General features: G+C 54.0%; 18 protein-coding genes. 5 read left to right on the top strand and 13 right to left on the bottom strand.

Annotated features, from left to right (window positions below; all coding sequences use genetic code 11):
* Nucleotides 1-71: 71 nt before the first annotated feature.
* The 7 genes from FDP13_RS16785 to FDP13_RS16755 all read right to left on the bottom strand — a co-directional run bounded on the left by FDP13_RS16785 (nt 72) and on the right by FDP13_RS16755 (nt 4,937).
* Nucleotides 72-275: a tail protein X gene (locus tag FDP13_RS16785; protein WP_012769550.1), complete on the bottom strand. Its 204-nt coding sequence runs from the start codon at nt 273-275 to the stop codon at nt 72-74.
* Between the two features lie 569 nt (nt 276-844).
* The gene (locus tag FDP13_RS16780) at nt 845-1,066 is read right to left on the bottom strand and encodes a hypothetical protein (RefSeq protein WP_038926988.1); all 222 of its coding nucleotides are present in this window, start codon (nt 1,064-1,066) and stop codon (nt 845-847) included.
* A gap of 63 nt (nt 1,067-1,129) precedes the next feature.
* The gene (locus FDP13_RS16775) at nt 1,130-3,262 is read right to left on the bottom strand and encodes a replication endonuclease (RefSeq protein WP_143839941.1); all 2,133 of its coding nucleotides are present in this window, start codon (nt 3,260-3,262) and stop codon (nt 1,130-1,132) included.
* 94 nt (nt 3,263-3,356) lie between these two features.
* The gene (locus tag FDP13_RS16770) at nt 3,357-3,581 is read right to left on the bottom strand and encodes a TraR/DksA family transcriptional regulator (protein ID WP_012769554.1); all 225 of its coding nucleotides are present in this window, start codon (nt 3,579-3,581) and stop codon (nt 3,357-3,359) included.
* Nucleotides 3,581-3,790: a DUF2732 family protein gene (locus tag FDP13_RS16765; RefSeq protein ID WP_033575733.1), complete on the bottom strand. Its 210-nt coding sequence runs from the start codon at nt 3,788-3,790 to the stop codon at nt 3,581-3,583. Before FDP13_RS16765 ends, FDP13_RS16770 begins: the two co-directional genes overlap by 1 nt.
* A 167-nt stretch (nt 3,791-3,957) precedes the next feature.
* Nucleotides 3,958-4,470: a hypothetical protein gene (locus FDP13_RS16760; protein WP_012769556.1), complete on the bottom strand. Its 513-nt coding sequence runs from the start codon at nt 4,468-4,470 to the stop codon at nt 3,958-3,960.
* Between the two features lie 2 nt (nt 4,471-4,472).
* Nucleotides 4,473-4,937 (bottom strand): hypothetical protein, encoded by a 465-nt coding sequence (locus FDP13_RS16755; protein WP_033575731.1) that lies wholly within the window; start codon nt 4,935-4,937, stop codon nt 4,473-4,475.
* Between the two features lie 154 nt (nt 4,938-5,091).
* On the opposite strand from FDP13_RS16755, the gene FDP13_RS16750 reads away from it, so the two are divergent.
* Entirely contained in the window at nt 5,092-5,904 is an 813-nt protein-coding gene (locus FDP13_RS16750) for a phage repressor protein CI (protein WP_012769558.1), read from the top strand.
* A gap of 729 nt (nt 5,905-6,633) precedes the next feature.
* Entirely contained in the window at nt 6,634-8,628 is a 1,995-nt protein-coding gene (locus FDP13_RS16745) for a methyl-accepting chemotaxis protein (RefSeq protein ID WP_143839940.1), read from the top strand.
* 248 nt (nt 8,629-8,876) lie between these two features.
* On the opposite strand, the gene FDP13_RS16740 is transcribed toward FDP13_RS16745, so the two are convergent.
* The 4 genes from FDP13_RS16740 to yebS form a co-directional block, all read right to left on the bottom strand.
* The gene (locus FDP13_RS16740; protein WP_012769560.1) at nt 8,877-9,068 is read right to left on the bottom strand and encodes a YebW family protein; all 192 of its coding nucleotides are present in this window, start codon (nt 9,066-9,068) and stop codon (nt 8,877-8,879) included.
* A 92-nt stretch (nt 9,069-9,160) separates the two neighbouring features.
* Nucleotides 9,161-10,609 (bottom strand): 16S rRNA (cytosine(1407)-C(5))-methyltransferase RsmF, encoded by a 1,449-nt coding sequence (gene rsmF / locus FDP13_RS16735; protein ID WP_143839939.1) that lies wholly within the window; start codon nt 10,607-10,609, stop codon nt 9,161-9,163.
* Nucleotides 10,610-10,730: 121 nt separating this feature from the next.
* A complete protein-coding gene (locus FDP13_RS16730) occupies nt 10,731-13,361 on the bottom strand; it encodes a PqiB family protein (RefSeq protein ID WP_143839938.1) in 2,631 nt (876 codons plus the stop codon).
* A gap of 43 nt (nt 13,362-13,404) precedes the next feature.
* The gene (gene yebS / locus FDP13_RS16725; RefSeq protein WP_143839937.1) at nt 13,405-14,643 is read right to left on the bottom strand and encodes a membrane integrity lipid transport subunit YebS; all 1,239 of its coding nucleotides are present in this window, start codon (nt 14,641-14,643) and stop codon (nt 13,405-13,407) included.
* Nucleotides 14,644-14,940: 297 nt separating this feature from the next.
* On the opposite strand from yebS, the gene FDP13_RS16720 reads away from it, so the two are divergent.
* The 3 genes from FDP13_RS16720 to prc all read left to right on the top strand — a co-directional run bounded on the left by FDP13_RS16720 (nt 14,941) and on the right by prc (nt 18,304).
* Nucleotides 14,941-15,447, top strand: a complete 507-nt coding sequence (locus FDP13_RS16720; RefSeq protein WP_033575725.1) for a GAF domain-containing protein — start codon at nt 14,941-14,943, stop codon at nt 15,445-15,447.
* 84 nt (nt 15,448-15,531) lie between these two features.
* Nucleotides 15,532-16,263 carry an RNA chaperone ProQ gene (proQ, locus tag FDP13_RS16715; RefSeq protein WP_012769565.1) on the top strand — a complete coding sequence of 244 codons (732 nt, stop codon included), beginning with the start codon at nt 15,532-15,534 and terminating at the stop codon, nt 16,261-16,263.
* Nucleotides 16,264-16,282: 19 nt separating this feature from the next.
* The gene (gene prc, locus FDP13_RS16710; protein WP_143839936.1) at nt 16,283-18,304 is read left to right on the top strand and encodes a carboxy terminal-processing peptidase; all 2,022 of its coding nucleotides are present in this window, start codon (nt 16,283-16,285) and stop codon (nt 18,302-18,304) included.
* Between the two features lie 151 nt (nt 18,305-18,455).
* Here the strand turns inward: prc and FDP13_RS16705 are convergent, their stop codons facing one another.
* Complete coding sequence (locus FDP13_RS16705) at nt 18,456-19,511, bottom strand: DUF481 domain-containing protein (RefSeq protein ID WP_012769567.1); 1,056 nt, start codon at nt 19,509-19,511, stop codon at nt 18,456-18,458.
* A gap of 256 nt (nt 19,512-19,767) precedes the next feature.
* Nucleotides 19,768-21,036, bottom strand: coding sequence for an acyltransferase family protein (locus FDP13_RS16700; RefSeq protein WP_143839935.1), 1,269 nt, complete (start codon nt 21,034-21,036; stop codon nt 19,768-19,770).
* Between the last annotated feature and the right edge of the window lie 149 nt (nt 21,037-21,185).

Below are 21,185 nucleotides of genomic sequence, written 5' to 3'. Positions count from 1 at the left end.
GCGTTGTTCAGAACGCAACGCGTTTTGTCCTGCAACTCGAATTATTTTGGGTATAGATATATACGGTCCGATTATTCCCAAATATTAATACTTTCCTGCGAGTCGGAAACATTAATATCGGGCAGGATAACGGCGGTGCCGTGTGGCAGCAGCGGACCAAAGTCCGCAATTCCAGGATTGGACTGCATAACTGTTTCAACTATGCCCTGTGTGCGGCCATAGTAGCGATAACAGAGTGCATCCAGAACGTCGTCCTGATGAGCGTAGACTTTCATGTGATACCTTTAATTTCAGATAAAATAGGGCCGAATAAAATGGATTGTTTCTGACCCTTTATCCTCCGGAGGATCGGTACTGACCGCAATGTAAGAGCGGTGTAGTATTAATGGCACAACACGTGCCATACCCAAAATCATTCGAATAGCAGGACAACACGCGTTGCGTTTTGAACAACGCACCTGCAACGTGAAATCTGACGGGTATAAACAGGCGTGTCGTGGATATCGCAGAAGATGGATGGGTTGCGTTGCTGCATAACAAGACTCAAATGAGCCTTGTTATGCAGCATGGGTGGGAGGAGGTCTTAATTTAACATCGCTGTGTAGAGTGAATAAATATTACCAACGAACAGGTCTGCACTGAGTCAGTTATTACAATTCATGCCAAAACGTACATTCGGCTTTAGCCGGTGCGGCCGTTATTATCAAACGGTCTGGATACGAAAAAATAGTGTGCTGCGTATAAGTTTGGCGCGTTGGCCACAGAGAAAATCCATTAATTTGTACGTGCCTCCGGATAAATATTGGGGAGTTTCACGTCGGTCGTTATTATCCATCGCAATCCCTCACAACGTTTGTTGTTCGAACCATGCTTTCAGCCGTTGCCCTTCACTGCTGTTCTTCAGAAATTGTTGATAATCACTATTCGGGAACTCGCCGTGAGATAAGTCGGCGATTAGTGACATGGCGATTCTCATTTCTTCAGGGTTGCATTGTGATATCAAAGACATATCGGCAATTAATCGAATCCTTGATAAGGTCAGCTCTCTGTTTTCAGTCTGTTCCACGGTACCTCTTCCATTGTGAGACTGTATTTATATACAGTACTTTATTCAGTAATCTTAGTCAACTCATAAGTGCAGGACCTGTGCGTCCATGATGCGCTTTTCATCAACGGCGGATATAGCTTTATTCCTAAATTCATCAATCAGTTGCCCATCGATTTTCACCCTGGCGCCGCGCACCAGGGCTTCCCGTTCCCAGCGTGAGATTTCAATGCCTTGCTGCCTGAGACGCGGGGCTAATGACGCCAGGCGGTCACGCTGAAAATAGGTTAGCCGTGCTGAAGGAACACGGGGAATATCACGAAATGGCGGCGCAAGTTCGCCGGTTGAAAACACCTCCCCACAGTTATTAACAGAACTCCAAGGACGAGCCTGCCGATGGCCATCGGCAGCGTGATGACAGATGGCCTGGTTTTTAGCGACAATTCGCCATTCATCGGGGCGGGTATTGAATACCTGTTCGCTACCACGTTGGACGGAGAAAATGCCGATGGTGCGAACGATAGCCTCATCGTAGGCGTTTAACCGTTCGCCGGCGGCTCTGGCGACGCGGACAGACTGACACTTTCGCGCAACGTTGGCACCGCCCTGTGCCTCGATATAAGCCGCGAAATCACCGCGGTCTGCCGCATACCTCACCTGTTCGGCTTGTTCTCCCAGTGAGTCCGCCAGAGAGCGACTACGAATACGCCGGCATTCGCGATACACGCCAACCGTGGGGAGGCCGATAAAGTGAAATTGGGGAATACGCCAGAGCGACGCCCAGGCAGAAGCGGCGGCGGCCATGTCTTTCAGCGGTTTGCCGGTTTCATGGTCGGATTCGCCGTCCAGCGCGTAGCCGTCGATGTTTTTAGCGATATATTTGGCGACATAGGCGGTCGCGCCGCCTTTATTGATGTGCTTGCAGTCAAACTGGCGATGGCGCGTGGTGTTGGCGCCGGTTTCATCATGTTGCAGCGTATAGCGCTGCAGAATATCGATAATCGCCTGGCGCTGTGCGCGTTCGCAATACAGCATCATGTGCCAGTGCGGCGTGCCGTCATGATGCGGTTCAACGACCCGTAAACCGTAGATAGACAACTTACGGTCTTTGAGCGCAGTACGGATTTTGCTCCACAGCTTAACCAGATAATGTTGCGTCATTTTTGGGGTGGGGCAATCCGGCATCCAGGCCGCATTGGGCAATACCCGGTCAGGATGGCGCGTGCGGGTAGGGTGGTAATGGCCGGGAGCAGTCAAGGTAACCAGCATACCCATGTGGTGGTGTGCGGTGGCGTAACGTTCAATGCCCGCCAGCATGGTCATCAGTTCCATACGGCGAATATTCGGATTGGCGATACTGCCCATGACTTTGTCGATTAAATCAACACGATCACCGTTGCGGATGTTTTCCAGATCGCGACTTTTCAGAAAATCCAGCGTCGCCAGACGGCGGTAGTGAATGTCATACCATGCTTGACGGCTGAGAAACGCAGAGGCGGCCCGGCTCACTTCTCCGGCGGCAATCCACAATGCTTCACGCCAGCGTGCCCGCTGGATTTTTAACTGGCGTTCCCACCAGCGGGGGGTAACCAACCGCATAATGCCGGCAAAAGCTTGCTCCAGCGTGAGCGTCCCGCTTTGATGGCGAGCCCAGTAAGCGGGCGTTACGTTCAACGCCTGAGCCAGCGCAGCGAGTCGGCCATAAATGCGGGCTTGTATTTCATTGCCGAATAATGGCGCATGATGATGCCCGTCTTCGTGTTGTAAGTAAGCGTCGCAGTGGGCGTTGTAGGCATCGTTCATCTGGCCGGCAATGCGGCCGGCAAAGCGGGATAACAGTTTGTCCGGCATATCCGGCAATTGGTGGTAGTGGTCTGCTTCGCTGATAAAGAATGAACAATGGGTGATATTCATCTGGTAGCGGCGATTAATTGCGTCGATGCGTGGCCATAACCGCCGATGCACCACTGACAGCAGATAACGGAAGGCGACATGCAGCCCCTGATGCTGCTTCAGATACTCGAAACGGCGTCGAAAATGGTCGGCTAGAAAACGCGGTAGCAGCGTTAACTGATACAACACCGCTTGCCCTTGTCGCAGGATATCCGGGGATACTGAACAGGACTCGGGCAGAATGGCGGGGCGGGGGGCATTCCAGGTATACATCCACTCCGGGGGCCGATTGTCGGCGTTTTTTTCAGTTTTTTCAGACGTCATAACCAGCCCGCGTTTATCTACCCGATGTGTGTTTGCCGGATGGCGGCGCCAATCGTTGTGCACTGTTCCGGCCTGTCAGTGTGTGAATGCCTACTCAGGATGGTGAGCGGTAGTGGCGTTGCCTGCGTTCGCGGATTTCCTGACAGGACACGCAGCACGCAACCCCCGGAATCGCCAACCGACGCGCTTCGGGGATCGGGGCGTCGCAATCCTCACAAACCCATGCCGATGGCGTTGCGGGGACGGTACGGGCCTGAGCGATTTGCGCATCCAGCAGCAGAGCCTGCTGCTCCTGGGAAATATCCATGCTGTCTGCCATTAGTGCGCCTCCCACATCTGGTGCCGAATTTTTTCCGCTTCCTGCTGTAGCAGCACCACCAGTTCCTGAGCAGATAAACGTTCCTGCCAGGCGTGCTGTGCCAGTTGTTCCAGATATTCGCTGTAACGGTGAGCAAAATCGGCTTTCCAGACGGCATACGAGTCTGGCGTTTGGCGTGGAGTGGTGCGTATCGTTCGTATGTTTTTCATGCAATTTCCTGATAATAAGCCGCAACAAGTCCAGCCTGCCTGAGCGGCGGCTTGTCTGCTGGCGGTTGAGTTAACGACGGTTATCTTTCTGGTGAAATCCGCTGTCGGTGAAACGGTTGTTAGCGAAAACAGTAGTTAGAGAAACCAGTGGTTAGAGAAACCAGTTGTTAGAGAAAATAGTTTTCAGGTCTGATGCTGGTCAGAATATCCGGCGCATCGGTAAATAGGCTGTGTAATTCCACCGCGGCACGACCCAGCGCCTGCGCCCATTGGCAATCCGGCTCGTCGATACGCCGCAAGGGGTGGTTAAATTCCCGGGCCGTGAGTCCGGCGTGAAAAAACAGCGTCCGGCGTTCACTCAGGCGCAGCCCCATCACGAACGGCAATAACTGGCTCTGTTCCTGAATTGCCGGCCCATCAAAAGCGCTGCGCAGTTCATTCAACGCACTGACGATTCTTTCTCTGGCCATTTCATCCATTTCATCCAACTGGTAGACGCACCAGCGGTTATGCAACGCGGCATGGAAGCACAGCGTGCGCCGATAGCGCTCCGCGAATCGCTGATAAAATCGGCAAGTTTGTTCCCAGCGCGAATCTGCGAAGTGTTTTCCGAGTAGCGCCCGCAAATTTGGCGGTAAACTCTGTAGGTGATTCGCGGTAAAAGCATAATGTGGCTTCATGGTTATGCTCGCTCGTCGTTGGGGGCGACGCAGGGGGCTAATCGGTACGGATGACGGTTTGAATTCGAATTTACGAATTTTTTGTTAAAGGCATTATTACCATTCACATCGGTCAAATGATGATCCTGATTTAGTAATGCATAAGCCGCTCCGGCACCAGAAAAAGAGGCCGTTGTCTGGAGAAGAGTGAATAACGTTTTTGCATTTGCAAAATAATAGTGAGCGACGTTGTCGATGATTAATCTGAGCAGCCTGCCGGTATCACGCGCAATACGCCACGTCGCAGGGGCTGCCGCCGCTGTTCTTCTTGCCTCGTTAGTGTTGGCGTCGCTCATCGTTGCCTGATTAGACACCGGATAAGGCAGTCGATTATCTGCGGCGAAGCACTGCGCTTTGGCAGTCGTTGCACTCGCCGACGTAGGATTTTCCTCAGAAATGAGCAATAGAATTGAAATCTCGTCCGACATAAAGCAATATCTCCCCCAGGCCAGGGTGTTCTATGGTGTTACATGTGCTGTGTAGACACTATAAAACACGTAACGTGTATATGTAAATACTCGTGAGGTGTTTTTGAATACAAATAGTGATGCCGTGTCTGCGGCCTCCGTACTTGAGCGCATCATGTCAAGCTATGGAGTAAAGACTCAGAAGGAACTGAGCGAGGTAACTGAAATACCTACCAATACAATCAGTAACTGGGTTCAGCGAGGGAACGTGCCGGGTAACATTATTCTGAAGTGTGCGCTGGATACCGGCGCGGAGGCTGGATGGCTGGTAACTGGGGAGTTTGCAAATGCGAATGTTTTTGCCCATAAGTCGCCGCTGAAAGGTAAGGCGTTGTATGAGCAAATTCTGTCGTCAGGCGGTAAGGCGGTGTTGCGCCGTATGCTGGATGCCTACGGATTTAGTACGCAAAAAGAGCTGGGCGATTTGCTGGGCATCGCACCCGGTACGATCAGCACCTGGATTCGGCGCGATTTCTTTCCGGGGGATGTGGTGGTGACCTGTGCGTTGGATACCGGGGTATCGCTGGCCTGGTTAGCCACCGGAAAAGGGGGGCCGCAGCAGCATGACACTCCTGCGGTTCGTCACGATGACGGCAGCGTCATCCTGATTCCACGTAATATATTGAAAACCGGTAAGTTGCAGGAAGCGGGAGAGTGGAAGGCCGATCCGCAGTTTATTCCCGCCGGGCTACATGCGCCGTTGCTGGTCGAAGGAAGTTCGTCTTCCTGGCTGGTGGATACCGGTGTGACCAGCATTAGCAATGGTCGCTGGTTGCTGGATATCGACGGTAAAAACGATATTTATGATGTGGCGCTGTTGCCGGGGCGCAAAATGCAGGTTGAAGGCGGCGGTTCGCAATTCCAGTGTGGTGTGGATGAAGTCACGCCGCGCGGAGTCGTGGTACTGACGCTAACACCCAGTCTCTGACGCCAATACATCCGGTGCGCTCTGTTGAACGCACCGGATGCCTTTCGGTTTGTTCTTGTCATCGCCTTTGCCGCTTTTGGCAATGGCGATGGTTTATCGCTTCCATTTAGGCCCATCAGAGCCAGGCTCATTGCACCTGGTAACGCAGCGACCGAGTAATCAAGCCAACACACCTGCAACGTGAAGTATGACGGGTATGTATAAGATAAGGCAAAATCTAATATCGGCGTATTTGTAAATCAGTCGGCTCGTTATTATATCTTCCTGTTAACAGAATTTTTACAATCTAAGGAGAATCAGTTAATTAAACAGAACGTCGTATTATAGCTGAATATTGGTGGTGTGTTTTTTTATTTTTCGGATTGGTGTTTATCGTCATAATTTAAATATATATTGCTTTATATTCCTTTAATTTATTTTTTTTCTTCTTTTAATTCAATTTGTTATTAGTCCAGATAATTATCTGGTCGTGTAGTGTTTTTTCTGTTTATTACTAAACTAAGATTTATACAGACCGATAATTTCTCAATGCTGGGATGCGCGGTTTGAAACCTGGAGGGTAGTTATTCCCTGAGTTATTGCGTAGTGATATTTCGCTCCATATTAGGTTGCCGGTGTTATGTCTTAAATAGGTCGAGTTGCAGGAAAAACCACATACTTGCAAGCCGAATTATTGCAAAGATAAATACTGTGGCGATCAGCTGATGATAATCATAAACAGGTGATTCTATGAGTGTTCTGGGTGAAAAATACGATAATCTGAAGGTTGGAACCCGGCTGTCATTAGGGTTTGGGTTGGTACTGGTATTGTCTCTGATGGTTTTGATTTCCGGTGTCGTCGGCTTTCGGGCGGTGGATGATAATAATACCAAGGTGCAAGTGACTAATCAGCTCAATACTACGCTGGCGCAAGCTCGCCTTTTACGTACGCAATTCCAGTTTACGCACGACTATAAGTTCATCGAGAAAAACGGCGAACTGGTGAATAAGATGGGGGATATTCTCGGTCAGGCTAAAAATCTGAGCTGGGATAAAGATACGCTTGATGATGTTGAGCGCATTGATCAAGATTTGAAATCCTACAACGCCGCACGGGATGCCTTTATCGCCGCCAGTAAAAAACGCGATGCCGCAGGGTTGAAAATCAGCCAGGATGAAAGTGAGGCGATGCTGGATACCTTTCAGAATAAATGGCAGCAGGCAACCGGTCTCTCCGCCGAGAGTAAGATAGAACTGTATCAAGTCGGCGAGCGTATGGCGGATATTCGCGATGTTGCCCATGATTTGCTGCTGACGCCGTCTGACAATACGCTGGCGGTGACGTTGAAAAGTATTGATACGGCGGAAAAAGTCATCACAGAAAAAACCAGGCAATTCCCGCCGGAAGTGCAGGCGACATTGAAAACCGCTTGGGACTATTTTCTGGCATATCGTCAGTCTGCCGCAGGGTATTTGGCGGCATTTCAGGATGAAACCCGCACCAGCCAGGCATTAACGGCGGCGGCGGATAAATTGAACACGGATGTTTCCAACCTGTTTAACCTGCAACTGGTTAGCTCCAGTCAAACTACCCGCTCATCCGAAGTGAAGATGACGGTGACCGGGCTGGCCGCCATTGTGTTTGGCATCATCATGGCCTGGCGTATTTCCGTGCAGATTGTGACGCCGCTTAAGCAGGGGTTGTCGGTGGCGGAACGCATCGCGGGCGGCGATCTCTCGTCGTCAGTCAATTCCTCGCGTCGTGACGAACTGGGTATGTTGATTACCGCCATGGCCAACATGAATGACAAATTGCGCACCATGATTCTGGATATTCGGGAAGGTGTCGGGCATGTGGCGTCGGCGTCGGCTGAAATCGCGGCAGGCAATGTCGATCTCTCTTCCCGTACCGAACAGCAGTCGGCGGCCGTGGTGGAAACCGCCGCCAGCATGGAGCAGTTAACCTCAACGGTAAAACAGAACTCGGAAAATGCCCATCATGCTTCGCAACTGGCGTCGGAAGCATCGCAGAATGCCATCAAGGGGGGTGAAATCGTCGGCAACGTGGTGAAAACCATGAACGAGATTTCCAGCAGTTCAAAACGTATCTCTGAAATCACCTCGGTAATTAACAGTATTGCCTTCCAGACCAATATTCTGGCGTTGAATGCGGCGGTTGAAGCGGCAAGAGCCGGCGAGCAAGGGCGCGGTTTTGCGGTTGTCGCCAGCGAGGTGCGCAATCTGGCGCAGCGCAGTTCGCAGGCGGCGAAAGAAATCGAAGGGCTGATTCAGGAGTCGGTTTTACGGGTGAATACCGGTTCCGAACTGGTGGATGATGCCGGGAAAACCATGCAGGACATTGTTCGCTCCATTACTCATGTGTTTGATATTATGGGTGAAATAGCCTCTGCATCGGATGAGCAAAGCCGTGGGATTAGTCAAATTGCTCAGGCGGTGACTGAACTGGATAGCACCACGCAGCAGAATGCGGCGCTGGTGGAAGAATCATCTTCGGCTGCCAATTCGCTGGAGGAACAAGCGCAGTTACTGATGCAGACGGTATCGGCGTTTCATTTAGGCGACGATCCTCATGCGCATCATGGCGGCACAACCGCCCATCATCAGCAACCATTATTACTGAATAAACCGGGTAAGCCGGGGCGTAAATCCGCCCCCAAGGCGACGCGGGCGCATTCAACCAGCGCCAAAAATAATCCGGATAAAGACGAGTGGGTGAAGTTTTAAACGGTGAAGGTGCCGATCATCAGCACGTTTTCACCGCCCTGAAATACTCATCATAACAAGCGGTTTGATTACATCAGGTTGGGCAATGTCGTTACAGCTGCGGCATTGCCCTTTTTTATTCGAGCCCGGGTTGTTGAGCATCAGTCATGCGCCGGCGTGAGCAGCCGTAGGTTATTGCTTCCGTTATGCCGATTTCCGCCTGGCAGCGCGCGCTGTTACAGGAGAGAACGGAAAAGAGCGACGAGTGATTAGCGATCCCGGTACTCATGGGCGGGTTTCCAGTACCCGCTGCGAAAATCGTCAATCGGGAAACAGCCGCCGTTACGGATCTGCTGCTCCTCCATAGCGCTCAGACACTGTGGTTCATTGATGTAGGTTCCCGCGACCAGACTCTCGCAGTTACCTCCCAGGTAACAGACAAAGATAACCAGTGCGAACATAGATTCCTCAACAGGTTGAATGTTGATGACACGTGTTGATTGTAGATGAAAAAACAGACCCGGATCGCCGCAGGCGGCAACCCGGTCAAAGATTAATCGGCAGAAAGAATGAGGTTGGCGCCATCACGCACCCGATCCCGGGGCAGGGTATTTTTCAGTCGCTGACCGACGCGTTTGGTTAGCCCCAGCGTGGTCTGTTGCCAGGTCAACAGAATGTCGTCATGGCTGACGGGGGAAGGCGGATAAATGTCTTTTCCTCGGAACCAATCTACGGCTTGCTCCGCACTGAGCGCGTACGCATTCGGGCTGTCAGGATTGCCCAGCGCCACAATGGCTTCATGCTGCCAGCGATACCCTTTGGCAAAGCGCTCCGCCAGTTTAATACCGATTCGGGAGAAGCGCATTTTGCCCAACATCGGTTGCAGTGCAGCCGGAAACAACCAGATCTCATCGTCCCGTTGCCACAACTGTAACTGCTGTTCTGACCACTGCAGGCCGAGCCGCTGGGCGTTCTGGCGAATCAACTGCGCATCCTTGTGGTTGAGCGGCGTAAAGGGCAGCTTGCCGAGTTTGTAATCCGGCGCTGCCAGTGGCGGTACGCCGGCGGTTTTACGCAAGCGGGCCACAAAAAAACCTTCGCTGTCGTAAATTTGCGGGAAGACATGCAAGAAACCGTCTTCGGTGAGGGCGCGGTGAGCGTGTGGAAACAGGTCTTTCAGTGATTCGATTTCACATGCATCTGGGAATTGTTGCATCAGCCAGCGACAAACCTGCTGGTTTTCCTGATGATTGAGGGTACAGGTGGAGTAAATCAGTACGCCGCCCGGCTTCAGCGCATGGAAGGCGCTGAGGATCAGCTCGCGCTGGGTGGCGGCGATATCGGCGATGCTCTCCAGCGACCAGTGACTCATGGCGGCGGGATCTTTCCTGACCACACCTTCTCCGGAGCAGGGCGCATCCAGCAGAATGGCATCAAAGGTTTCCGGCAAGGCACTGCCGAAGACCCGGCCGTCAAAGTGCGTCAGCGCCGTGTTGCTGACGCCGCAGCGGTGCAGGTTGGCGTGCAACACCTTCACCCGACTGGCGGAGTATTCGTTAGCGATAATCACACCCTGATTGTGGAGCCGGGCGGCGATCTGGGTAGTTTTGGAACCGGGGGCGGCGGCCATGTCCAGTATTCGCTCCGGGGTATCGTTCCCCAGCAACAACGCGCTGACCGGCAACATCGAACTGGCTTCCTGAATGTAGAACAGACCGCTCAGGTGCTCCAGTGCGTTGCCGAGCCGCATGGCTTCCTCGTCGGCGTTCAGCAGCCAAAACCCATCGTCGCACCAGGGCACCGCTTCCAGTTCCCAACCGTAGGGCGCGACCAGCGCGAGAAAGTCGGGCACGCTGATTTTCAACGTGTTGACGCGGAGACTACGGCGCAGCGGTCGCCGGCAGGCGTCGATGAAGTCATCCATGCTCAGGTGTGCAGGCATAATGGCTTGCATGGCGGTTAAAAAATCGGGAATGAGAGAGGCGGGAATAGGTTTGGCCACAGCAACGGTTCCGTTACAACAACAATCAAAACACGAATATTACCATATCTGCGTTGAGGGAAGGGATGGCGACTCACCACCGGCTCAGAGGGCGGTGAGTCGCAGAACGCAGATGTGGTGTTTATCGCTCCGGCAACGCTGTTCCCCAATCTCGCCAGCCGCCGGGTTCTTCACCGTGCAACAGGAAATGTTTGCCGGCCTGTGCGGTGGGCGCTAGCGGGGTGGCCGGTGGCGTCGCAAAAGCAATGCCGCCGCGGATAAATTGCTGGAAAGTCCCGCTCTTGATCACGCCGCCGGTCAGACCAAATTGCAGGTTATAGCCGGAGGCCAGCCAGAAGACGGAATTATCACGCACCAGATGTGCGTGGCGCTTACTGATGCGCAGCGCCACCGATACCCGATCGGACAATGCGCCGAGTGACAGACCGGTCACCGTGCCGACTTCAATCCCGCGGAACAGCACCGGCGTGCCGATTTGCAGCGATCCGGCTTCGGCGGTGTCAACGCTGATGCTCAATCCATCCTGATAGCGGGAGTCGGAAATAGTGGCTTTCTGCAATTCAAAGCTGCGGGTAACGGCGCCATTACCCGGCTCGACGTTAATGTAGGGCTGGATCAGCGTTTCCAGATGGTTAACCCCAGCGGCGGAAATTTCCGGCGTCACCACCGAGAAGCGGGTGCCGGCGCGGGCGAAATTACGGACATATTCCGGGTACAGCACCGCCTGTACCCGCACTTCGTCGCGCTGCTCCGCCAGTTTCAGCGACTCCAACTGGCCGATATCGATACCCAGATAACGGATCGGCATCCCCGCGGAGAGCTTGCTGGCATCGTAGGTGCGCAACGTGATGCGGCTGCCAATCGCACGGGCGGCGGTTTCGTTACTGTATAACGGGCGTTTGTCGTTTTGTACGTCGGCGGCGCCGTCTACGTTGTCGAAACTGATGGCGCCTTTCAACGCCCGGCTGAGCGGCGAGGTCTGTACCGTTAATCCGGCGCCGTTCAGTTGTACCCGCGCACCGCCTTCCGCCCAGAAAACGCTGTTATCGGTCAGCAGCTTGCGGTATTCCGGCCGGATATAAACATCGATTTCGAATGTCTCGGCCTTAGGGCGAATGCGGGTTATCTCGCCAACCTGAAACTTGCGATACAGCACTACCGAGCCGTCCTGAATGTCCGGCAGGCTGTCGGTCAACAACGTCAGCGTGGTGGGGGGCGTCGTGCCCTGAATACCGGCAGCGGCCTTTTCCCGATCGCTATAGAGCGGGTAACGCGGTTGGGCATCACCGGTCGAGCCTGGCAGCACCGTGACGCCGCCGCTCAGCCACTCCTGGGCGCTGGCGCCCAGCACCTGAACGCCGTCTAACCCCAGTTTAACGTTGACCCGACTGCTGGCGATGAATTGACTGTCTTTGTGCAGCAGGTGTCGGTATTGGCGGTCGATAACGGCGGTAAAACCGACGCCGTTATCGGTGAGTGTGCGCTGGACTATTCGGCCGATTTGCACGCCGTGCAGCATGACCGGCTGGCCGCTGTCGATGCCGTAACTCTGGCTGGCGGTCAATTCAACGGTAAGCGCACCGGGTTGTTGCAGTTGCTGCCGGGTGGCGTCAGCGACGGTGAAGCGCTGTTTCGGCTCGCCTTCGCCGGGGATCAGCGTCAGCGTGGTGCCGCCCAGCAGGCTCGGCAGGTTGATATCGCTTAGCGACAGGCGCGGCGCGGCCAGTTCAATTCGGGTGTTTTCCCGCATCAACGCCACCACCGACGGGTCGACGATCAATTCTCCGGTGACGCGCTGATTGGCCTCCAGAGTGAGCCGTTGCAACCTGCCCACTTCTAATCCCTGATACAGCAGCGGCGTGTGCCCGGCTTGCAGTCTGTCACCGGAAGGCAAGTCCAGCATAATCTGCACGCCACGCTGGCTCTGCGCCAAATCCGGGTACAGCTCGTAGTTCTGATCCGCCGCGGCCGACTCGCCCTGTTCAGGGGAGTCAAAGGCGATGGCGCCGTTAACCAGTGCGGACAAATTTTGCATTTCGACGGTCGCGCCGCTGAGGCTGACGTCCGCTTTTAATCCGGAGACGTTCCAGAAACGGCTGGTCTTTTTCACCAGCCCGGTGAAGCGGCGGTCGATCAACACATCGATCATCACGCCGCGGTGATCGGCGTTAACGCTGTAATCGTAAACTTTCCCTACCGGGATTTTACGAAAATAGACCAGCGAACCGGCGTTCAGCGAGCCGAGATCGTCTGCGCGCAGATGTATCAGTAATTCTCCGCTGTTAACACGGTATTTGGGCTGGGTATCCTGCGCGGTGAAGTGACTGGCGGGATCGCCGCCGCCGGGTAACATGCCGATGTAGTTGCCGCCGACCAGTGCATCCAGACCGGATACCCCGGCCAGCGAGGCTTTGGGCGTCACCAGCCAGAACTGGGTGCCGCTGCGTAGCGCCTCTTTCATATCGTTACGGATGCTGGCGATGACCTGAATAGTGCGTAAATCATCGCTGAGTTTGATGTTGCGCACGGTGCCGACTTCCACCCCCTGATAGCGCACCGGCGTGCGGCCGGGGACGATGCCGTCCGCCGACACGAAATCGATAGTTACCGTTGCGCCGCGCTCCTGCTGATTGGTGTAGAGCAGCCAGCCGGCGAGCAGCAGGGCGATAAAAGGAAGCAGCCAAAAGGGCGACAGGCGGCGCCGGTTTTTGATGCGGGCTTCAGTGGGTGCCATCGGCGTTGAGTTCTGCATTGTTATCCTGCAATTATTGATAAGAGCCCATCGGGATAGGCGCTTAGTCGTTATCCCATATCAGTCGACTATCCAGCCACTCGACGGACAATATGGTCAAAATAACGGCGGCGCCAAAATAGAACGCCGCGGGTCCCATGGTAAAAGCAAGCAATTGGTCGCGGTTAACCAGCGACATAGTCAGGGCGATCACGAACAGGTCGAGCATCGACCAACGGCCGATCCCGCTCATGAGACGCAGCAGTCGCATACGTATCATCCGGCTATGGCTCACCCGAAAATGAATACTGAGCAGCAGGACCGACGTGATGAATACCTTGCTGAACGGCACCAGAATACTGGCGACAAAAACCACCAACGCCACCGGGATATTCCCGGCGGCCAGCGACATAATGCCGGAAAAAATCGTGTCTTCCCGGCGCACGCCGTTGACGTAAATCACTGAGATCGGCAGCAGATTGGCCGGCAACAGCAGAATGACGGCGGAAATCAGCGCCGCCCAGGATTTCTGCAAACTATATGGACGCCGCGGTGTGAGCGGCACATGACAACGGTGGCAGCGGCCACGGCTGTCTGGCGTCGCGGTAAAATAGCAGGACAGGCAGACCAGCGCCTGCGCTGAAGCCGGGTAGGCACGCTGTGGGTAGTAGCGTTGCCAGAGCTGTTCGGCATTAAGGTGAATCAGGGTCAGCAAACTGAGCGCCATCAGCGCCAAAAACGCCAGCAACCCATTGCCGGGCAAAACCTCGGAAAATTCACGGACTTTAATCGACGCGACCGCCAGACCGACCAGATACACATCCAGCATGACCCACGCTTTTAAGCGTTCGAACAGCAATAACACCGGACGCAGATTCATACCGACGCGAGGGGCAAAAAACAGATACAGCAGGGCGAATACCAGCGTCAGCGGCGCGCCGATAGTACAAAACGCCACGATGCTGGCGGTGACCGGATGCCCCTGACGCGTCATTTGCCAGATGCCTTCCAGCAAGCTGGCATTAATGGAGACACCCAGCAATCGGATATTGAGCAAGGGTTCGCTATAGGCGAAGGGCATCAGCACCAGCATGGCCACCGCCATCGCCACCAGTCGGGAAATAGACCAGTCGCGGCCGCTGGCAATATGTGCCGCGCAGCGCGGACAGTGGCCGTGCTGCTGACGTTTGAGCCGAGGCAACATGAATAACAGGTCGCATTGCGGGCAACGTTGAAGGCGCCGCGGCGCGGCCGGCGGCGAATCAGCCGACCCGACGGACGGGGCGGCGTTATAAATTTTCATATTTCCTGCAGGCAGGTTAACAGGACAGGTATTATCATAGTGTAACTGAATGATGGATGACACAAAATCACTGCTACCCTTGTCAGATGAAATGTGGTGTCGCCAGGCGGTAACCGGTACGGACATCGCCGGATATCGGCAATGGTGCGTAAGTCGCTATCCTGTGACGGCGCTGTGCGGTGAAAGTTGGGCTGGCAAGAGAAATCCTGTAGCATCCCGATGCGAAACTTTATGTAATGTGCTGCGGATGTCTGCCGTCAGGCGGTCCGTAAAGACAATTTATGCCTATTGTAAGCGATGAAAAAAGAACAATTCTACGATGAACTGGTACGTGATCTCACCGCGCTGATTGCCGATGAAGATCGCTTCCTCACGATATTATCAAACAGCAGTGCGTTACTGTTTGAACGATTGGATGGTGTGAATTGGGCCGGCTTTTATTTGCTGGAAGGCGACACGTTATTTCTGGGGCCGTTTCAGGGGCGCCCGGCTTGCGTGCGAATTCCGGCGGGAAAAGGGGTCTGCGGTCGTGCGGTCGCGGAGAACCGTGTTCAACGGGTCGGCGATGTACATGCGTTTCCCGGCCATATCGCCTGTGATGCCGCCAGCAATGCTGAAATCGTGCTGCCGCTGACGGTTGACGGGCGGTTGATTGGCGTTCTGGATATTGATAGCACCGTTCATCATCGTTTTGATGCCGAGGACGAAGACGGGCTGAATGCGGTTGCGGCTGCACTGTGCCGCCAATTGTCACAGAGCGACGTGCTGGCTTTCATCAATTCTCTTACGTTGCGACAAGGATAACGTAGCAATTGCCGATGGCGTCATTATAATGACGCCTGTTCATGCCTGCGCTGGTTGGCAAACCCGTTGTAATCAGGAAATTTCATGGAAAATCAACCTAAGTTGAACAGTAGTAAAGAAGTGATCGCCTATCTGGCAGAGCGTTTTCCGCTCTGTTTCACGCTTGAAGGCGAAGCGCGTCCGTTAAAGATTGGCATTTTTCAGGATCTGGTCGAACGCGTGTCCGAATCTGAGCACGTCAGCAAGACGCAGTTGCGCTCCGCGCTGCGTTTGTATACGTCAAGCTGGCGTTATCTGTATGGCGTCAAACTGGGCGCTCAACGCGTCGATCTTGACGGCAACCCGTGCGGCGAGCTCGAGCAGCAGCATGTGGAACATGCGCGCAAGCAACTGGAAGAGGCCAAAGCCCGTGTTCAGGCTCAGCGTGCAGAGCAGCAGGCGAAGAAACGTGAGTCCGGCGAGGCCGAACCCTCTCGTCCGCGTCCCTCTGCCGGCAGAAATGCTCCGCGCCGTGAGCGAGATGCCGCAGGTTCAGCTCCGCGTAAACCGCGTCCGTCTTCTTCTCGTTCCGCACAGACCGCTTCCCCGTCATCCGATAAATCCCAACCCCGTCAGCCGAAAGCAGCCCGTACGGTGCAACCGGAACGGCAGGCGGTGACGGATATTTCCAGCCTGCAGATTGGCCAGGAAATCAAAGTCAGGGCTGGCAAAAGCGCCATGGATGCCACTGTGCTTGAGATCGCCAAAGATGGAGTCAGGGTTCAACTGGCTTCCGGTCTGGCGATGATCGTACGCGCAGAACATTTGCAGTTCTGATACGGAGGCCAACCAGGGCATGAACAAATTTGTCAAAGCGGCGGCATTAACCTGGCTTTTGCTGTCCGGGAGTAGTTTCGCCAGCGAGAACATTACCCGCGCGGATCAAATTCCGCAGTTGCAGCCGGAAGCGCAGCACTCTACCGTCAGCGAGCGCGTTGCGTCGCGTTTTCTGCGTTCCCATTATCGCCAGTTCATGCTGGATGCGGAGTTTTCCGGCAAGATCTTCGATCGTTACCTCAACATGCTGGATTACAGCCATAACGTGCTGTTATCTTCCGATGTGGCGCAGTTTTCCGGTCAAAAAGGCGAGTTGGGCGAGAATTTAAAAAGCGGCAAGCTGAGCCTGCCGTACGCCATGTACAATCTGGCCCAGAAACGCCGTTTCGAACGTTACCAGTATGCGCTGACGCTGCTGGAAAAACCGGTCAACCTGAACGGCAACGATTTTATTGAGGTTGACCGCGCTAAAGCGCCCTGGCCGCAAAGCGTGGAGGAACTCAACGCATTGTGGGATGCCAAGGTCAAGTACGATTGGCTGAGCCTGAAACTGACGGGCAAGGCCGATGCGGAAATCAAGGAAACGCTGACCAAACGCTATCAGTTTGCGGTTCGCCGTCTGGTGCAGACCAACAGCGAAGATGTGTTTCAGTTGATCATGAATGCCTTCGCGCGGGAAATCGACCCGCACACCAGCTATCTGTCGCCACGTAATACCGAGCAGTTCAACACCGAAATGAGCCTGTCGCTCGAAGGTATCGGTGCGGTATTGCAGATGGATGAAGACTATACCGTGATTAACTCCATGGTGCCGGGCGGCCCGGCGGCGAAAAGTAAACGCATCGGCGTCGGCGATCGTATCGTGGGCGTAGGGCAGGCCGGTAAACCGATGGTCGATGTGATTGGCTGGCGGCTTGATGATGTGGTGGCGTTGATCAAAGGGCCGAAAGGCAGCAAGGTGCGTCTGGAAGTGCTGCCGGCAGGCAAGGGCACCAAAACGCAGACCATCACCCTGACCCGTGAACGTATCCGGCTGGAAGATCGTGCGGTGAAAATGTCGATCAAAGAGGCCGGTAAAGATAAAGTCGGCGTGCTGGATATCCCCGGTTTCTACGTTGGGCTGACGGACGACGTGAAAGTTCAGTTGCAGAAACTGGAAAAAGAGCATGTCAGCAGCGTCATCATCGACTTGCGCGGCAATGGCGGCGGCGCCCTGACGGAAGCAGTCAGCCTGTCTGGGCTGTTCATTCCTACCGGGCCGGTGGTGCAGGTGCGGGATAACAACGGCAAGATACGTGAAGACAGCGACACCGACGATACCGTCTATTACAAAGGTCCGCTAGTGGTGCTGGTTGATCGTTTCAGTGCCTCGGCGTCGGAGATTTTTGCCGCTGCGATGCAGGATTACGGCCGTGCGCTGATTGTCGGCGAACCGACTTTCGGTAAGGGTACGGTACAGCAATACCGTTCTCTCAATCGTATTTACGATCAGATGCTGCGTCCGGAATGGCCGTCGCTGGGCTCGGTACAATACACCATTCAGAAGTTCTACCGTATTAACGGCGGCAGTACCCAACGTAAAGGCGTTACGCCGGATATCGTGATGCCGACCGGCAACGAAGCTGTGGATACCGGTGAGAAATTTGAAGATAACGCCTTGCCGTGGGATAGCATCAAACCTGCTGGTTATACCGTGATGAGCGACTTGAAACCGCTGCTGCCCGTGTTGCTGGAACAGCATAATGCGCGTATTGCCAAGGATCCGGAATTCCAGTACATCCAGCAGGACGTGGCGCGTTATCAGGAAATGAAGCAGAAGCGTAATCGTGTGTCGTTGAATCTGGTGCAACGCCAGAAGGAAAACAACGAAGACGAAGCAACGCGTCTGCAACGCATTAACGATCGACTGAAACGTCAGGGAAAACCGCTGTTGAAGGCGCTGGATGATTTGCCGAAGGATTATCAGGATCCGGATGCGTATCTGAATGAAACCGTCCAGATTGCGGAAGACCTGTCTAAACAGGAACCGAAGCCGCAGTAATGCGTAGGCGGTTACCCGCAATAAAACAAAAGCCCGGTCGAGAAAACCGGGCTTTTTTACAACTGTTTTTACAACAGTCGTTTACGCAGAACGTGTTTACGCAGAACGGACAACGGTTCCCATCGTAAGACGGGAACCTTCAGTGGCTGAATTACCAGCCGACGCCCAGACCCAGCGAGTACAGGGTATCGTTAACGTTACCCTGAATGCTTTCGGTGCGGGTGCGGGAGACTTTCATACTGACGGATGACCAGTCGGTAACTTTGAACCGCAGACCCGCGCCGGCTTTAAAGTAGAGCGGCGTGGTGCTATCAAATGAGCGGCCCACTTCGCCGTCGGAAAACAACTCGGTACGTTTGCTGAACAGGAAGCGATCATAGCTCCACTTCAGGCCGCCGGAGTAGAAATTATCTTCGCTGTTGTCCTGATAAGTAAACGTTTGGGCGTTGACCAGTGTGGTAATAGAGAACGCGCCCAGATCGTTATCCCAGAACTGGTAGCCCGGACCGGTACCGGCGGAACGGTTAACTTTGATGTTTTCCACCCAGTCGCGTTTGTATTCATAACGGCCCTGCCAGAACCAGTGCTCGTCGATGAATTTATCCAGTGCGTATTCCCCGGCGGCGTTTTTGGTGCTTTCCACATTGTCTTCTTTGGTCATGTGGTAGCTGCCATCCAGATTATGGCGCCATGTACCGTGCCGCAGGCGGGTGTTCAATGTCACATCACGGTTGTCGGTTTCCGTGGAGCTTTTCTTGCGGGCCAGGCTAACGTCGACATTGCCTTTCCAGGAGAAATCCTCCACCCAGCGACGAGGGACCACCATGGAGTCGATATCAGACAACGGCAGCGTTTCCTGCCCGGCGCTGACTTGCTGGCCGTCTACGCTTGCCGGTTGGGCAACGATGGCGCGAGAGCTATCGGAGGCTTTAATGGACGGATAGAGTACGCCTTTCTCGTAGCGTTGCCCTTGAATAACCATCCCGTGGTCGGTCTGGAAGGTTTTAACTTTGTCCCAGGTCACCGATACAGTGTCGGCATAATCGGTTTTGATAAATAATTTGCCGCTATCCAGCAGCGTAATCTGGCCGCTGATTTTATCACCGTTGGTTAACCAGACGGTGTCCGCGTGGCTGGTAGAAATGCCTGCGGCGCTGAGGGCGATAAACAGGCTCAGCGACGAAAATGCGTGTTTGGAATGTGTCATGATGTCAGATAGAACAATGGGTGACTAAAAGTGGAAGACGCCATTCGGATGGCTTGCCGATGTATCGATATACCCGTCATACTTATTTAGGGTATATACCGGGTTATTTCCCGGCGAGGCAACATTAACAGGAATCGCGCTGCGCCTCTAGGTATAAGTGTCCCACAATTAGAATGGAAATTGTTATAAATCGTGTGATTAATGACTTACGGCTATAACGGTGATGACGATCACATCACCGTGACAGCCGTTATCATCAGGCCGCGCTGCGGGAAGGTTCGAAACGACGGGCCAGGAAGCGTTCGGTCAGCGATTGTCTGATACGGGTCACCACCTGTTCCTGGACGATTACGCATAGGGTAATGGTCGTCAACAGGAAGACGCCGTAACCGGTCATGGATACCTCCACCCTGCCGGCGGCGTCAATACAGGCTGCCCAGTCGGTGAAACATTGCAGCGGGTTGCCGCGTAATAACTGTTCTGATGTCCGGAACAGGTTAAAGAGCGGGACATGCAGGGCAAAAATCGACAACGAGGCGCTACCCAGTCTTGTTGCCCAGACCTTCAACGTTTCGCTGTCCGGTTCACGAGCGTGCGCGCACAGGCAGACCAATGCCACTTGCGAGGGCAACAGCAGCCCGTTATGCAGCAGGAAATACCAGTGGCGCTCGCCGTGTGTAAACAGCCAGGTGGCGACGATAAAGCTTAGGCTAATAAAGACAGCCAGCGCTTTGCGTTGTAGCCGGGTTAATGCCGGCCGTACGCCGTCCCGGTATTGGCGGAAAATCGTGTAGCCTACTATTCCGGCCAAAAACTCCGGTAACCGCAGCAATGGATTGCGTTGCAGTAAGCCGGTATAAGGCATTCCGTATAATTGATGCCAGACAACCCATATCGGCGGCAGCAGATACAGCAGACAGAGCACCGCCAGCCACAGGCGCGGATAACGGCTGCCAGCCAGTCGCGGCGCCAGCAGCGGGAACAATAAGTAGAAGAAAAAGAGTGTCGAGACCGACCACAACGGCGCGTTGAACGTCAGAAAATAGGGATTCCACGCCTGTAACATCAGCAATTGCAGTAAGCCGTTAACAGCCAGTTGCGCGTTATCCATATAGTGACGCAGCGTCTCCGGCACAACGCTGGGATCGTTACTGTCGTAAATGACGAAACGGGCGCTGGCAACCTGGCCTTCCGGCGGAATCGCCAGCCAGTGCATCAGGCTGACCACCACGATAGACGATACCAGGCCGATGATGTGAATCGGGTAGAGGTTAAACAACCGCTTTGCCAGGAAATGCCGGGCGGGTTCCCGTAGCTGGCCGTCACGCAGATAAACATGTGTCAGAAGAAAGCCGGACAACACAAAGAACGTACTGGTGGCGAAGAACCCCATGCTGGTCAGTTCGTTCAAAAAGGGGATCTTTTCACGTTGCGGATAGACATGTACGGTGTGATAGACCATTACATAGCATCCAAGTAAAAAGCGAAGCCATTCCAGTCCAATAAATCGTTCTCTGACTTTCATTCTCTTTTTCCTCCGGTTAAGCCTGGCGAAAGCGCAATGAAACGCCGAACAAGGAGAGTCTAGGAAAGGAATATGGGGAAATATCTAGGAAAATGGCGATAAAGTACTAAAAACCATGAACAGGCGTTACGGCATCAGCACGAGTGAAA

It is taken from the genome of Dickeya sp. ws52, from assembly GCF_007210685.1.
Lineage (GTDB): Bacteria > Pseudomonadota > Gammaproteobacteria > Enterobacterales > Enterobacteriaceae > Dickeya > Dickeya chrysanthemi.
Note: the sequence above shows the minus strand (reverse complement) of the source record. Positions and strands in the feature narration are given on the sequence as shown.